We start from the raw sequence: 15,684 nt of genomic DNA on the forward strand, positions 1-15,684 counted from the left end.
TCTTCTATTATTTTTAGAATCCAGGACTGTTACAATTCTCAAAGTCTATCTTTATTTCTTGCTCTAAAGAGCGAAGGAATATCACTTTAAACTGTTCGTTCGATACTTTTTCAACTTTCATACCTGGAGCTTCTACAGGTTTCCATTTAAACGTTTCAATAAAAAGCACTTCTTCTCCCTGTTTTAGTTTTACTTTCATAGATAATGCGTCCATAGATTCTTCTAAGCAGTAAATTTCTGCTGTGGCGTAAGAGATCGTTATCTCATCTGCTATTGGAATGTTAATCGGCAGCATCAGCCCGCTTTTTCCAGGCACTGTGATGGATCTACCATCAAACAAACGCTGTTCGTTTCTAGTAACTGAAGTCTCCTTCTCATACTCATCAAAATTGTGGAGAAAAAGAAAGTAACTATCTTCGTTAATCTCTCGAACGGAAACGTCTAATTCCTGTTGTAAAGTAAACTCACTATATACATCCGCTTGCTCAGCCAGATAGCGAATCACTTCATATTTATAATTAAAATCAAGCTCCAACCCGACGCCAAAAACGATCAACTTCCCTTGACCCAGTCTTTTTTCAAAGGCCGTCACATCTTTTCTTTCATCTTCCGTCCAGGCGAACGCTCCTTCTTTGACATCAAAGGTTTCCACATATTGTGTCTGTACACTGTCAATGTCCCCAACCTTTACAAAACCTTGTCTGCGTCCATTTAGTCCAACATCAATGTAATCTTTAAGCAGGGTACATTCCTTGCCATTGAGATCATTTGTTGGAATCGATGGAAAGAGTACAAGATGCCCCCCGTCTTCCAGATAATTAATGAGCTTTTGCTGAACCTGCTTGTCCATCCATTTCATAGAAAACATCCATAAGGTCGGTACTTCATTCACATTGATTCGTCTGTTATCTTGAATGTTCAAGCTATCATAAACGATTCGATTGACTCTTAGTCCTTTAGCAACACCATTATAGATATTTAAATCTCTCTCAAATTGAAACGTTTCAATTAAAGGTGAAGAAAAAAGATTACTATATTCTGTGGCGTAGTAATCAGGGTAAAATGCAAAGCAGGTCTGGGTCGTCTGTTTAGCATTCATAAGAGGCTTTTCAAAGGTTCGATACATCTGTCCTAAATGCTGAATCACATCAAAATGTGGTTTCTTTTCACCAGAAGCAGTCAATGGCGCCTGCCACTCATGCCTTCTACCGTTCAAACCAATATCTTCATAGTTTTCACCGCCGACAAACATGTAGTAGTTCACAGCATTCATTCCATTCGCAAAACAGAGACGTGTTGTCAAGTCGAATGTACTAGGCTGAAGCCTTGGCTTATCAGACGCTGATCCTCCCTGGAATTCAGCTGAGAACAGCGGCTGATCCGGGGATTGAATCGCTTTTGTAAATGAATTGGCGAGGACGATATCCACATAGTTATCGAATTCAATATTGCCAATGTAGTAATCTCCTGCGACAAGCGTGTCATCCATTTTCGCCGCTTCCATCAGCTGCGCGATGCCAACAGGATAACGTGTTCCTCTTTTTAAAAAGTCAATCGTATGAAAGCCGTGAATATTAATAATAAAAGGAACCGAGATCCCTTCTATTTGAGCGAGTGATTTTAAATGCTCGAGATACAAGCGATAATGCTTACGCATAAATAGGTAGTATTCGTGTTTCAACTTTTCCGCCGGCCGTTCTCCCGTATGCTTTTTCATGTGCTTGATTGAATCCTCTTTGTTGACTTCGTTATCTTCTAAGTATTGCTCAAATTGCTGCTTTGTTACGTTATTATAATCACCTTGATTGGTCACCCAGTGAAACATTCCAACCTCATTATCAAGCTGAAACATGATAACAGGACCGCCGTAAGCGATTTGAAAAGGCTTAATTACAGCACACACAGAATGATACCAGCTCTCCACTTTCTCTAAAAAAGTCGGGTGCATGTAGCTGACAACTCTCGTCGGGTGGCTCTCTCCCTTCTCCGTTAGCGCCAGAACTTCCGGATAATGGTCAATTAACCAGGGCGGCACCCCGTGATCAACAATCTCTGCCATCACATAAGGGCCAGGCCGGACTAAACAGTACATATCCTCTTCAGCCACCAGCTGTAAGAAGCCTTCAAAATCACGCTCTCTCCTCGTCACTCCTGTCAAATCTATGGATCCTTCCTCGTATTCATGAAACACCCACGGCACATATGTGCTGATCATATTAATACCTGCATCCTTCACCTGGTGGATACGTGCTCCCCAATCTTCTTTAGGAATACGAAAATAATGAAGCTCAGCACCAAAAAGTACGGTTTCTTTTCCATTAATCATAATCTTTTCTTCTTTTACTTGAATTTTTTCATCCCCCCTTAGCTTGATTGACGTGGAACAAACTCAATGGGGATCTCCCGTTCATTAAGTTTAGGGTTTTTTTCCAGCATATCGAACAGGGTTTCTGCTGCCATTTGCCCCCACCGTTTTTTTTCCACGCGTACTGTTGTTAAAGCCGGCTGGATGTATCGAGATAAATCAATGTCATCAAAGCCGACGAATGCAATATCTTCAGGCACCTTTAATCCTATCTGCTGAACAGCTTTAATTGCTCCCATTGCCATTTCATCGTTAGCTGATACAAAAGCCGTTGGAAACTCCTTGTTTGCTTCGAGGAACTTATTCATACTAAGCAGTGCGCTGATTTCTGTAAAATCGGCTCGGATTAAATCGGAGTCCTGAAACTTCAACCCTCGATCAGCGAGCGATTCTTTAAACCCTTCTAAGCGGCTTTCTCCATCGAAGGACTCTTTAGAACCGGCGATAAACCCAATACGCTTATGCCCTTTTTCTACTAAGTGATTCACCGTATCTTCCATTCCAAGCTTATTCGGTAACAACATCTGCTTCACATGCGGGTTTACTAATTCGCGGTCTAATACTACGATCGGAAACTTGTCACTCGCCAGGCCGTTCAACAATTCGTTGCCGATATGATAGTTAAGAATAATAGCCCCGTCCACATAACGTTCCAGCAGCAAACGATGCTTATGATCCGATGCGCATACGACCATTTCGTATCCTCTCTTAATGACCGTATCTTGAATTCCTTCTAACAGTTCATTAAAAAACGGACCTGTGAATCCACTCAAGAAGAGTCCTATAATGTTTGTCTTGTTTTTCTTTAAATTTTTGGCATTTCCATTAGGACGATAGCCAAGATCTTTAGCAGCCGCCAGCACCTTATCCTTTGTCGGTTTAGTTATCAACTCACTCCCATTCATGACATAGGAGGCGGTGGCAACACTCACTTCTGCTTTCTTTGCAACATCTTTTAACGTGGCCAAGTCTTCCCTCTTCTCTTACCTTATAGATACTAAAATAAATTCATTGAAACGTTTCAATAAAAATTATAACTAATAGTGAAAGCGATTACAATATATTTTCTGAAATTTTCCACAATTACTTGCTGGAAATTAATGGACCATACTAAAGAAGGACATTAATACAAGTATTCTATAATATTTCCCCCTAATTCTGGGGAATCGAAGATCCGGCAGGAAATCGTAATTTGTTTTCCGGGGAAGCTGAGACCGAGTTTATAGAAAGCGAAGTACTTTGAGGGAGCGATGGTGTACATCCTTCTTAAAGAATAAATAATCCGAAATGATTCGATAGAATCGTCCGGATTATTTATTCAATCTCCCCCCAGCTCGATCTTATGCACCGATATATCGCTGGTACAACTTCTTCGCTTCCTGCACATCCTCCGTCCCATGAATCAATGTTCTACCGTCTTTGAACACCACAAAACGTACGTCCTCGACATGAAACATGAGCAAATCACCATTTCCTTTAACCCTTTCAGTTAAAGGCTTTAAGTGGCGGCTCAATTCCGATAGAGATAGTATAGATAATTGGGAAGGTCTAACTTGAACGGTGTTTCTTCCGCAGAGCATGGCTGTCCTTAAACCTTTCACCTTCTTTAAATAAGGATAAACGGCCTTACTAGAACAAGAAGAACATTCTTTATCAATAAGCTTACTAACATTAATGGAAGAATACTCACGACCCCACACATCAACATAAATCATCTCTTTAGACATCGCGTGCCCAGTAAGAAACTTCAAGCATTCCGCTGTTTGATAAGCGGCTGTCATTTGGACAGCCGGCCCAATAATTCCTACGGTATCGCATGTGCCTCCTTCTTGCGGCAAGTGATCGATAAGACAGTGCAAGCAGGGCGTTTTCCCTGGAAATATAGGGAGAACGATCCCATAGCTTTTCAAACATCCGCCATACACCCACGGCACGTTTAATTTTGCTGCAACGTCATTAATGACGAAACGCGTCTGAAAATTATCAGTACCATCGATTAAAAAGTCCACTCCCTCAACCAACGTCTCGGCTGTTTCCTCTTCAAATTCCTGAGCCATCCCGTAGACTTCAATATCGGAGTTGATCGCGCGCAAACGTTGTTCAGCTGCTGAAGCTTTCGTTCGTAAAGATACCGCATCTTCTTCTGTATAAAGCTGCTGGCGGCCAAGGTTGCTCCACTCGATGTAATCACGGTCGATAATTGTGATTTTCCCAACACCGGCTCGCGCCAGCATTTCGGCATTTGCACCTCCCAAGGCTCCGGCTCCAACAATGAGTACGTGCTTTTGAGAAAGCTGATCCTGTCCCTCACGACCGATTGGAGCAAAACGTTCTTGGCGGGAATAACGTTCCGACATCAACCGATCATCCCGCTTTCCGGACTGCTTTTGGACGCGTATGTTTTTCTAGGAATTCTGCCCGCTTCATAGCCCAGGCGTCCGGACTCAATCGCCAGCTTCATTGCTTCGGCCATTCTTACAGGATCCCCGGCACCGGAAACCGCTGTATTTAATAAAATCCCATCAGCGCCAAGTTCCATTGCATAGGAAGCATCACTAGGCGCGCCGATTCCCGCATCTACGATCACAGGGATGTTTGATTGTTCAATGATAAACTGAAGATTCAGTGGGTTTACAACTCCCTGACCAGAACCGATCGGAGAAGCTCCTGGCATAATGGCATGGACACCCTCCTCCTCTAAACGTCTCGCCAGCACCACATCATCGGACGTATACGTAAGGACGGTGAACCCTTCTTCCAGAAGCTGTACCGAAGCTTTCATCGTTTCAAAAGGATCCGGCAGCAGCGTCTTATCACAGCCAATCACTTCGACCTTAATCATATCGCATAGTTCCGAAGCTTTGGCTAAACGGGCAATTCTGACCGCTTCCTCCGCCGTTTTCGCTCCTGCTGTATTTGGGAGCAGAGAATATTTTTCCAGATCAAGCTCTTCTAATAAATTCGGTTCCTTGGAATCAAAAATATCCATCCGTCTGACGGCAAACGTTAAAATCTCAGTTCCAGATACATTGACCGCTTCTTTTTGACTGGTGAAATTCGGATATTTACCTGTCCCTAGCATTAGGCGTGACTGAAAGGTGTGCTCTCCAATTTTTAACATTACTTATCCTCCTCCTACAAAATGGACGATTTCTAAATGGTCACCATCGGCTAGTTTCGTGTGTTCATAGTCCGTTTTCTTCACTATTTCTTTGTTATGCTCTACGACTGAAATCTTCTTTTGAATGTGATAGCTTTCCAGCAGCTCAGCAATCGTCGCCTCGTTTTTTGGAAACTCTATCGAACGACCATTAACTTGAATATTCATAAGTCCACTCTCCTTTCTCAGCTAAGCGGCTTGGGGAAAACAGTTCTTGGATGGAGGGATCAATCGGTTTCTTTGTGATCTGTTTTTCGATAAGCTGCCCCGTAGCCGGAGCTAAAAGAATACCATTTCGGTAGTGGCCCGTTGCAAAGTATAGATTCGAAATGAAAGGGTGCTCTCCTATAACCGGGACCCCATCTTCTGTACCTGGCCGGATCCCAGACCAGAAGTCTTGAAAAGCTGCCTCCTTCCACTCCGGGAATAGGGAAAACAGTAGGTTCATGAGACTGGATAGCCCGCCCACTGACGTATTTGTAGTTTTGTCGTCAGGCTTCGAGGTAGCCCCAATAATGCAGCGTCCATCTGGCTTTGGAACGACGTAAAAATCGCGGAAAAATAAAGCTTCGTTAAAATAGTTTTCTCGCAATTTTATCGAAAAACTTTCACCTTTTGTCGGAACGATAGGATTAGGCAGGCCTGTCGTTTCAAACCACTGGCCGCTTTCCGCTCCGGATGCGACCACAACATGCTCGGCCGTAAGTGAACAGCTATCTAGATGAACAGTGAAACTTCCTTGATTATTTTTAACACGCAAGACGGTACGATCCTCCAGCAAATCCCCGCCATACAGTAATGCCGCTCGTTTAAAAGACTCGCAAACTTGACGCGGCTCGACATGGCCATCATCTTTCATAAATAGCGCGCCTGATGCTTTGTCCGAAAGAGAAGGAATACGATCTATTGGAGTTTCCAGCCATTCCAAGTTTCGAAAAGTTGATTTTTTCAAAAGTAAAGCTTCTTTCTCTTCATCTTTTACAGCGATTTCCATCATTCCAAAGTGTGAAAGGCCGATATCAATAGACGTAAGCTCCCTTAATTCTTGAGCTAATCCCGTGTACATATCCCTGCTCTTTTCACAAAATTGATGATACTTTCCGACGCCTTCATTTTCCGTATGAACACCAAGCATACCTGCTGCAGCTTGTGTGGCTTTTCCTCCACTCGCTTGTTTCTCCACTACAGCTGCGTGAACGCCGCTTTTATTTAAATAACAAGAAATCGAATGACCGATAATACCGCCGCCAATAATCAACACATCGCAGTGGTTATTCTTCAAGTCTTAGCCTCCTTTTGGTATTGTCGAGCCGCTTCAGCAGGGGCAGATGCGTTAATAATTCCTGACATCACAGCCGCCCCCTTCGCGTGTACTGCATGTAAATCCTTCACTTTCTCAACCGTAATACCTCCAATGGCGATGACAGGGATACGAAGAGTAGAAGTCAACTCCTTCAATTCTTCCAATCCTCTCGCCCTTTTCCCTTTTTTACTATCCGTAGGAAAAATGTGACCGAACATGACATAATCTGCACCCTCTTCCTCCGCTTGCTTCGCGGCCGATAAAGAATGAACAGCCTGCCCTACCTTTAAGAATGGGTAAGATTCCTTCACCTCCTTAACCGTGATACCTTTTTCCGGGAGATGAAGTTGATGAACACCCGTCATACAGGCGATATCTGCACGACTGTGAATCCATAGTTTCTCCCTTGGTATCCCCTCAGCTATTAATTCTTTTATTAACGTCAGATATTCTTGAGGAGATTTTTGCATTTCTCTTACTAAAATGGCATCAACGAACGGCGCCATTTCTTTCATCACCTTTCTCAAGTGAGTTTTTTCCAATCGACCATTCGTTACAGCAGTAAGCCTCATTACGTCCCTCCTTCCATTTAGACTTTAAAAAATGCCACTTTCCAGGATAGGAAAGTGGCATAGCTTAGATAGAAGAACGTGTAGAATATAGATCACTCTATATTACGTCAGTCATTCGGTCACTTTCCTCCGCTGGTATTGAAGCCAGTTCAGGTTCAAAGAGTCCCAAAGTTGTACTTTGATCTCAGCCTTTAATTAAAAGGCACCCCTAGTGCATCACTATTAAATTTTGGAAATGATTTGGTATTTACTTTACCTTATTTATCATCCTCGGTCTATTAAAAACTTCAACTTTTCACCTATTGATACTTAAGACCTACTTCTTACTAAAGCTCGGCCGACTGTTCTATCAATTAGAGCTTTTAAACAGTGACTTCAGAAACCCTTTAACTCCACTGTTTTTATTTTCTACTTCTTTAACTTCTTTTTTCTTTTTCATGTGGATGTTTTCTTTTTCTATTGCATAATCCACGTAAAGGATAGCTCCGATATCTGTATCTGACTCCTGATTGGACACTTCGGTGTGATGAATAGAGTGTTGGTCTGCCAATTGTCTATAGGGTTTGCGGAAACGGTAGCTTACTTCTCCATTCAACAGAAGCTTGGCATCCTTATGCCGCTTCATTTCCTGGGACAACTCTTCAATCCCGGCCTCTTGCATCACCTGGCCTTTCATTAATATTAGAATGATACGCTCTCGGAGAGTGCCCAGGTACCTTTTACGTTCCCCTGGTTTCGTTTGTCGGGTCCCGTATATTCCTTCTTGCAAATATTCATCTACATTTGTTTTCTTCATCATAATCACCTCATCTGCTCTGTTCCTATTATCCATCCTAAATCATAGTCCATTCAAAAAAGCATGAAAGGAGAGGTGCTTTCATCTATTTCTCCACAATTTCTTCATCAATTCGCTGACCTAAATGCCGTCCTGGCTCGTCTCGTAATCCCATCACTTTTTGTCCCTCTTTTACATCCAATATTGAGATTTCTCCTTCGCTTTCCTCTTGTAAATAAACACTGGAGGAGTTTTGCAAAGTGGCTGAAATCGTTCCATCGCTGCTTTTACACTCCACTCTTACAAATGGACGTTTCTCTATTTTCACTCGCCCAATTGCAACCTCCCGCTCTTCTTCACCCGAAAGTATCAGCTTCTCACCCGGGGTTAACTCATGAAGATAATAGGTTTTACCGGATTGATACAAGTATTGATGAAAAGAGCCGCAATTGATGCGAAAAGGTCGAGCGGGATAATCTTTAGATTCACGGTTTTCAGCCAAGACTTTTAAATATCCATGCCCTGTGTTTCCAATGTATAATCCGTCTGATGAGTATAAAATATCGATAAAATCTAAACAGACTCTCCTTCCTTCTCCAATTTCCTCTATTTTTGTTACCTCCACAAATTCCCTGCTCATGTTATGAATCGATCCTTCCTCTAGCTTTTACTTTTATTTTCATGCTTTTAAACTACTCTTGTCCACTGATAGCATTCCTTTTCTCTTCACGTTGCCACACTATTAATTTTCGGATATTTCATGAAATTCCATTGACACTAATAAAATTAATTGATATTATCACAGGTAACTTAATAAACGACGTATTCTTATCCAGAGAGGTGGAGGGACTGGCCCTGCGAAGCCCGGCAACCGCTATTTTATATAGCACGGTGCCAAATCCTACTGAGCGATTGCTCGGGAAGATAAGAGAATAATTTATCTCTTGAACCTCTCTATTTTTAAAAAATAGAGAGGTTTTTATTTGAATACGATTTTCTTATCCAGAGAGGCAGAGGGACTGGCCCGTTGACGCCCGGCAACCATCAGGCAACGCTTGAAAAGGTGCTAATTCCTGCAGGAGAAATCCTGGAAGATAAGAAGAGAATAAAGCTCTCTTCTTATCCTTGAAGAGAGCTTTTTCTATAAAAAGGAGAGAAATCAAATGAAAACTGTACTTTTAGATGGAACCCGCATCCCTTTTGGAAAGTGGAAAGGTGCGTTAAGAAAACTATCAGCAACTGATTTAGGGAAAGAAGCACTCACTCCTTTACTAAAAAAATACCCAGAGGCTAAACAGGCTGACGGAGTACTGCTCGCTCAAGTGATTCAGGCAGGCCAGGGACAGAATCCTGCTCGTCAGGCTGCTTTTAAAGCAGGAGTCGATGCGGCTGTTCCAGCGATTACTCTAAATAACGTTTGTCTGGGGGGAATCGCTACGATTGCTGATGCTTCCCGGCGCTTACAACTGAACGAAGGTGAACTATACATTGTGGGCGGTTTCGATTCCATGACGAATGCACCTCACACTGCTCCCGTGCGAATGTCATCAAGTATTGGGCATGTTCAGCTTAAAGATACACTACTCAATGACGGATTATGGTGCTCATTAACGGATATTTCAATGGGTGCCCTGACCGATGAAATTAACCGCAGTTTTGATATCAATCGTCAGGAGCAGGATGATTACGCGGCTTTTTCTCAACAGAGAGCTGCTGAAGCGCAAAAGAATGGGTCGCTGAACGATGAAATCAGCCCTCTATTCAATGTATTGGATCAAGATGAAGGTGTCCGCGCCAATACAACAGCTGAAAAGCTTGCATCTCTATCCCCTGCTTTTTCTCAAGATGGAACAATTACAGCGGGAAATGCATCACAAATGACGGATGGAGCAAGCATTGGGATCGTAACAACTGAAAAAAAGGCTGAGGAGCTTGGATATTCACCGCTAGCCGAAATTATCGACTGGTCTGAGGTGGCTGGTCCGGATACAAGCTTACAAACCAAACCAGCAAAAGCCATCAGAAAACTTTTAGACAAACATAACTTATCGACAGACGATATCGATTTATACGAAATCAATGAAGCATTTGCAAGTGTTGTAATTGCCAGCTGCCGGGATCTCGCCATAGATTACAGCCGCGTGAATGTTAACGGCGGTGCTATTGCTCTAGGCCACCCGCTTGGCGGCACTGGATTCCGTCTTGTACTCACTCTCGCTCATGAACTAAAAAGACGCGGCGGAGGAAAAGGCATCGCCTCCCTATGCGGTGGGGGCGGGCAAGGTATGGCAATCCTCATCGAAGTAGCTCAATCATAAAACGAAAGGAAAATCACCCATGACGACTTCAACCACACGAAAGTCTTCCCATATATTATGGGAGCCTTCCAAGGAAAGAATCGAAAACTCTCACATCAAAGCTTTTGCTGATTTCGCTGATCAGCCGCTTTTTCCATACGAACGACTCCACCTCTGGTCTACTTCTCATTTGGGAGATTTCTGGTCCAGCGTGTGGGATTATGCCGGAATCATTGGGGACAAAGGGGATCAAGCGTATGTGCCTTCATTTTCCATGCCAGATGCCGAATGGTTCCCTAATGCACGTTTAAACTTTGCCGAGAATTTATTAAGGGGATCTCTTAACCGCATAGCTGCGTATGAAGCCGACGAAACAGGTGTACACCGCAGCATTACGTTAAAAGAATTGAAAACAGAAGTTGCTAAAGCCCAGCAGGGATTAAGAGATTTAGGTGTCAAAAAAGGCGACTGCGTGGCCGGCATCACGATTAACAATATTCAAGGACTAGCAGCTTTGATCGCAACAACATCCTTAGGCGCGGTTTGGACTTCCTGTTCCCCTGACTTTGGAACAAAAGGCATCATCGACCGGGTCGGGCAGGTGAAACCTAAAGTGCTGTTTGCCACACTTGCTTACCAATACAAAGAAAAGCCGTTCGACATTGAAGAAAAGATACAAGAAACAACGGAAAACCTCGAAGGCCTGTCGGCTGTGATTACGTTAAACGGAGAAGTCGATCTTCCAGGAATTAAAACTCAAACGTGGGAAGAACTCTGCGCCAATGATGCTGAAGTACCCGTCTTTACTCAAACATCGTTTAACGACCCACTATATATCCTTTATACCTCTGGAACAACGGGATTGCCTAAAGCGATTGTTCACTCTGTCGGAGGGACACTTTTGCAGCATGTGAAAGAACACCAACTCCATTGTGATGTACAGCAGGAGGACGTTTTATTCTGGTACACCAATACAGCGTGGATGATGTATCCATGGTTAGTTTCCGGATTGGCAAGCGAAGCCGCTTTACTTTTATATGATGGATCACCGGTCCAATCAGACAACCTCCCTCACCTTTGGGATATCGCAGATGAAACAGGCGTTACTCACTTTGGTACAAGTCCTAAGTATTTAGAAACGCTGGCAAAAGCAGATGTTCAATTAAAAAACACACATTCGCTTACTACCTTAAAAAGCATTCTGTCTTGCGGCGCCCCTCTCGCTCCCGAGCAGTATGACTGGGTATTTGAAACGATAAAAGAAGACCTTTTCCTTGCTTCCATTTCAGGAGGAACTGAAATCATTGGCTGCTTTGTTATGGGATCACCGGTACTTCCTGTCAAACGCGGAGAGATTACCTGTAAAGCACTGGGTATGGCTGTAGACGTTTTTAATGAACGAAGCGCTTCGGTATATAACGAAAAAGCGGACTTAGTTTGTACGCAGCCATTTCCGAGTATGCCGATCACATTTTTAGGAGAAGGCGGAGATGCACGGTATCGTAACAGCTATTTCTCACAACGTCCTGGCGTTTGGACACACGGAGATTTAGCAGAACAAACAATAGAGGAAGCCTTTATCATTTATGGCCGCGCGGATACGACGTTGAATCCAGGAGGTGTCCGGATCGGCACTGCGGAAATATACCGCGTCGTGGAACATGTTAAGGAAGTTGAGGACTCAGTCGTATTCGGATTACCGAAAGATAATGACGAGGAAATCGTACTTTGTGTCGTGACGGAGCATTTTAACGAAGAACTAGCGAAGAACATTCGCCAGCAAATTCGTTCCAAAGCATCTCCACGACACGTACCGAAACGCATTTACCCAGTAGAAGAAATCCCTCATACCATCAACGGAAAGAAAGTGGAAGGAGCTGCTAAGACAGCTGCTTTAGGAGACTTTGTCAAAAATGAAGCGTCTTTAAGAAATCCTTCAAGCCTTCAGTCTTTCCGTCAACTGACAGAAAAGGAGTACTTGTAATGACTCGTAGACCTAAAGGAGCCATCATCGGCATCGGTGAATTAAAGCCCGAACGCTATTCAACTGGAAAAACAACTTTGAGCTTAATTGCAGAATCGGTACGCCTGGCGATTCAAGATGCAGGTATTTCTAAACACGAGATCGACGGACTCCTCGTCGGCCCTCAGGTCGGAGAGACTCCACAGCACGTCCCGGCTACCGTATCGGAGTATTTAGGGCTCGATCCCACGATGTCCAATACGGTGGATCTCGGAGGGGCGTCCGGCCCGGGAATGATTTGGCGGGCTGCCGCCGCTATTGAAGCCGGTATGTGTGAAACTGTAGTTTGTGTACTTGCAAATAAGAATGAAAAAGGTGAAACGTTAAGATCACCGAATCGCAACCCGATACGCGAATTTGATGTTCCATACGGCGCATCGGGGGCCAATACGTCCTACGCACTCCTGAAACGACAGCACATGGAGGAATACGGGTCCTCTCAGGAAGACTTCGCACGTATCGCTTATTGGGCCAGAAAAAATGCTCAGCAAAATCCTGAAGCGATTTTTCACGGCAAACCAGTAGAAGTCGAAGATATTCTCGCTTCCCCGCTTATTTCAGACCCGCTGCACCTTTTAGAAATCGTAATGCCCGTAGCGGGCGGTGCTGCTGTTATTGTTACATCTGAAGAAAAAGCCGCACGTATTGATCAGCATAAACCGGTCCTTTTAAAAGGTGCAGGTGAAAAAATTACTCACCGTGCCGTCAGTCAGGCTCCAGCGGTTGACAAACTCCCATTCACCTACTGTATTCCAAAAGCGCTCGAGCAGGCAGGAAAGACCGTTGAAGATATCGACCTTTTCTCCTTATATGACTGCTATACGAGCGTCGTAGCTGTTCAGCTCGAAAGTGCAGGATTATGTGAGCCAGGACAATTCGGAGAATTTGTCAGAAACCACACATTCGGTCCAGACGGTGATCATCCTTTAAATACGCACGGCGGGCAATTAGGATTCGGACAAGCCGACCTTGCAGGCGGAATGTCACACGTCGTAGAAGCAGTCCGCCAACTGCGCGGCGAAGCTGAAGTACGACAAATTCCAAGCGCCAAATATGCACTCGTTACCGGAAACGGAGCCACCCTTAGTGAAACAAATGCACTTGTATTAGGAGGAGAATTATGAGCCAGCAGCCGAATATATCCCTGCCAGCACCAACCATTACTCCAGTGAGCCAGCCATTCTGGGAGGGCATTAAGGAAGGTAAACTAGTTCTTCAACAGTGCGATTCATGTAAGGAATGGGTTTTCTATCCCCGAGAACACTGCCCCCACTGCTTTCACCATTCACTCACGTGGAGAGAAGCAGCTGGATCCGGCAAGTTGAAAACTTGGAGTGTCGTTCACCGGGCAGGACACCCTGCATGGCAGGAACGCACCCCATACGTCGTAGGAATCGTAGAGCTGACAGAAGGACCTACCTTGCTGACCCACCTGCTTCTAAACGAGGAAGATTTAACTCACAACATGGAAGTGGAGATGGACATTCAAGACATCGGACCCTATCCACTGCCATTTTTCAAACAAAAAGAGGAGGAAACATCATGATACTCACCTATTTCTTATGTATCGCTTTATTCTGGGCAGGCGGACTGCTCTTATGGAAATCTTTTTATGCAGGAAAGAAAGGAGGCCAATAAAAAATGCTTACGGAATCAAGTGTCTTATTATGGACCGTTATTGTTTTACTGGCCGTGTACTTTGGCGCTGTAACGTGGGTGGGTAAAAAAGGACGCGCTCATAGTCAATCCATGGCAGGGTTTGCTACTGCACGCGGAAAAGTAAGTCCGTGGCTTGTCGGCGCAAGCTTTGCAACATCCTATGCCAGCGCCAACTTATTTATCGGTGTACCAGGTTTAGCTTACGAGTATGGAACAGCCGTCCTCTGGTACACACTTGGATGTTTCGGTGTTTCCTGGGTCGGACTGCTGCTTTTCGCTAAAACCTTCTGGCGATATGGGAAAAAGTTCGGTCGTGTCTCCACCCTCCCCGAGTGGCTTGGGAAGCGATACAACTCAAAAGCTCTGCAGGTCCTGGTATCATTATTAATTTTATTCAACGTGTATTATATTGTTGGTCAAAATGTCGGACTAGCCACTATTTTTGAGACCGTCATCGGTATACCTTATTTCTGGGGAATTATCATAGGCGTTGCCATTACAATTGTTTATATCGGTCTTGGCGGTGCTTTCGCGCAAATGATCACTGACGGAATACAAGGTATTCTTATGGCAGTTACTTCTATCTTAATTGTCGTGTCTTTCTTATGGACTGTCGGGGGCGGATTAAATGTATTCGGTGTATTGACTGACCGCTTACATGCAATCGATCCGAACTTAACTGCAGCTGTTGCAAACGGCGGCCCATATAACAGTGCGTTAGCGATCATGGCCGTCCAATTTATGCTGTTCAGCTTCATCTTAATGCCACACCTGATGAACAAAGTACTCTCCCTTGAAAATGAAGAAGATCTAGCACCGTTTACGCTCTCAGCAGGACTGGTCCTTTGTATCATTTCTACGTTAATGGTGTTGGGTGGACTCGCAGCTCGCGTTCTATTCCCAAGTTTGCAAAGTGCAGATTCTGCGATTCCGATGTATGTCATAGAAGCATTCCCTAGCATTATTGCCGCTATAATGATCGTTGGTATTATATCAGCAATCTTATCAAGTACAGACAGCTTGTACCTCGGAGTTACAACAAGCATCGGAAATGACCTTTACCGTGTCGTCGCCCCTTTCTTTGCATCGAAAAAGATAAGCGACAAAGACTTAGAAAACCAATCATTGAAAGTAGCGAAATGGTCCCTTATCGGAGTCGGCCTGCTGTCACTTTATCTCTCATTAGAACGTCCAGACTCCCTGGCCTTCTTGATTCAGTTTAGCTATTCTGCGATTATTTCAGGAATTATAGCTCCTATTACGCTCGGGTACTTCTGGAATAAAGCAAATAACTATGGCGCGATCGCCTCCCTTATTACAGGTGCCTCCTTATATGTACTCTTTACAACTCAGGAACTGATCGGCAACATTTTCATTGCGATGTTCATCAGTTCAGCAACTGCTTTTGCAGTGATGGGGATAGTGAGTTTAGCTACGTCCCATACGACACAACAAGATTTAGTGTTAAAGAAATCAAGTTAACGATAAAGAGCACGGAACAACATAAAATAATCCGAACTGATTCTTTAG

General features: G+C 44.0%; 14 protein-coding genes and 3 riboswitches. Of the genes, 5 read left to right on the forward strand and 9 right to left on the reverse strand.

The window, feature by feature from the left end; all coding sequences use genetic code 11:
• Positions 1–13 precede the first annotated feature (13 nt).
• The 9 genes from ACGTNH_RS17605 to ACGTNH_RS17645 all read right to left on the reverse strand — a co-directional run bounded on the left by ACGTNH_RS17605 (position 14) and on the right by ACGTNH_RS17645 (position 8,800).
• Complete coding sequence (locus ACGTNH_RS17605) at positions 14–2,326, reverse strand: beta-galactosidase (RefSeq protein WP_394588239.1); 2,313 nt, start codon at positions 2,324–2,326, stop codon at positions 14–16.
• Positions 2,327–2,364: 38 nt separating this feature from the next.
• Complete coding sequence (locus tag ACGTNH_RS17610; RefSeq protein ID WP_394588240.1) at positions 2,365–3,333, reverse strand: LacI family DNA-binding transcriptional regulator; 969 nt, start codon at positions 3,331–3,333, stop codon at positions 2,365–2,367.
• Between the two features lie 372 nt (positions 3,334–3,705).
• Entirely contained in the window at positions 3,706–4,722 is a 1,017-nt protein-coding gene (locus tag ACGTNH_RS17615) for a ThiF family adenylyltransferase (RefSeq protein ID WP_394588241.1), read from the reverse strand.
• Entirely contained in the window at positions 4,722–5,486 is a 765-nt protein-coding gene (locus tag ACGTNH_RS17620; RefSeq protein ID WP_394588242.1) for a thiazole synthase, read from the reverse strand. The genes ACGTNH_RS17615 and ACGTNH_RS17620 overlap by 1 nt, the downstream gene beginning before the upstream one ends.
• Before the next feature lie 3 nt (positions 5,487–5,489).
• Positions 5,490–5,693: a sulfur carrier protein ThiS gene (gene thiS, locus ACGTNH_RS17625; RefSeq protein WP_394588243.1), complete on the reverse strand. Its 204-nt coding sequence runs from the start codon at positions 5,691–5,693 to the stop codon at positions 5,490–5,492.
• On the reverse strand, positions 5,677–6,807 hold the full coding sequence (gene thiO, locus ACGTNH_RS17630) for a glycine oxidase ThiO (protein WP_394588244.1): 1,131 nt from the start codon (positions 6,805–6,807) through the stop codon (positions 5,677–5,679). The genes thiS and thiO overlap by 17 nt, the downstream gene beginning before the upstream one ends.
• Entirely contained in the window at positions 6,804–7,400 is a 597-nt protein-coding gene (locus ACGTNH_RS17635; RefSeq protein WP_394588245.1) for a thiamine phosphate synthase, read from the reverse strand. Before ACGTNH_RS17635 ends, thiO begins: the two co-directional genes overlap by 4 nt.
• A 107-nt stretch (positions 7,401–7,507) precedes the next feature.
• Positions 7,508–7,620, reverse strand: a riboswitch (TPP riboswitch).
• Between the two features lie 129 nt (positions 7,621–7,749).
• Positions 7,750–8,196 carry a YueI family protein gene (locus tag ACGTNH_RS17640; RefSeq protein WP_394588246.1) on the reverse strand — a complete coding sequence of 149 codons (447 nt, stop codon included), beginning with the start codon at positions 8,194–8,196 and terminating at the stop codon, positions 7,750–7,752.
• 85 nt (positions 8,197–8,281) lie between these two features.
• Positions 8,282–8,800: a 3-dehydroquinate synthase II domain-containing protein gene (locus ACGTNH_RS17645; RefSeq protein ID WP_394588247.1), complete on the reverse strand. Its 519-nt coding sequence runs from the start codon at positions 8,798–8,800 to the stop codon at positions 8,282–8,284.
• A gap of 200 nt (positions 8,801–9,000) precedes the next feature.
• A riboswitch (SAM riboswitch) is annotated at positions 9,001–9,106 on the forward strand.
• Positions 9,107–9,170: 64 nt separating this feature from the next.
• Positions 9,171–9,276: riboswitch (SAM riboswitch) on the forward strand.
• Between the two features lie 62 nt (positions 9,277–9,338).
• Between ACGTNH_RS17645 and ACGTNH_RS17650 the strand changes: the two genes are divergently transcribed.
• The 5 genes from ACGTNH_RS17650 (at position 9,339) to ACGTNH_RS17670 (ending at position 15,636) form a co-directional block, all read left to right on the forward strand.
• Complete coding sequence (locus ACGTNH_RS17650; protein ID WP_394588248.1) at positions 9,339–10,493, forward strand: acetyl-CoA C-acyltransferase; 1,155 nt, start codon at positions 9,339–9,341, stop codon at positions 10,491–10,493.
• A gap of 19 nt (positions 10,494–10,512) precedes the next feature.
• Positions 10,513–12,456 (forward strand): acetoacetate--CoA ligase, encoded by a 1,944-nt coding sequence (locus tag ACGTNH_RS17655; protein ID WP_394588249.1) that lies wholly within the window; start codon positions 10,513–10,515, stop codon positions 12,454–12,456.
• Entirely contained in the window at positions 12,456–13,619 is a 1,164-nt protein-coding gene (locus ACGTNH_RS17660; RefSeq protein ID WP_394588250.1) for a thiolase family protein, read from the forward strand. The genes ACGTNH_RS17655 and ACGTNH_RS17660 overlap by 1 nt, the downstream gene beginning before the upstream one ends.
• Positions 13,616–14,041, forward strand: a complete 426-nt coding sequence (locus tag ACGTNH_RS17665) for a Zn-ribbon domain-containing OB-fold protein (RefSeq protein WP_394588251.1) — start codon at positions 13,616–13,618, stop codon at positions 14,039–14,041. Before ACGTNH_RS17660 ends, ACGTNH_RS17665 begins: the two co-directional genes overlap by 4 nt.
• 95 nt (positions 14,042–14,136) lie before the next feature.
• A complete protein-coding gene (locus tag ACGTNH_RS17670; RefSeq protein ID WP_394588252.1) occupies positions 14,137–15,636 on the forward strand; it encodes a sodium:solute symporter family transporter in 1,500 nt (499 codons plus the stop codon).
• Positions 15,637–15,684: the final 48 nt, after the last annotated feature.

This window comes from Halobacillus sp. B23F22_1 (assembly GCF_043497005.1).
In the GTDB taxonomy this organism is placed as follows: Bacteria; Bacillota; Bacilli; order Bacillales; family Halobacillaceae; genus Halobacillus_A.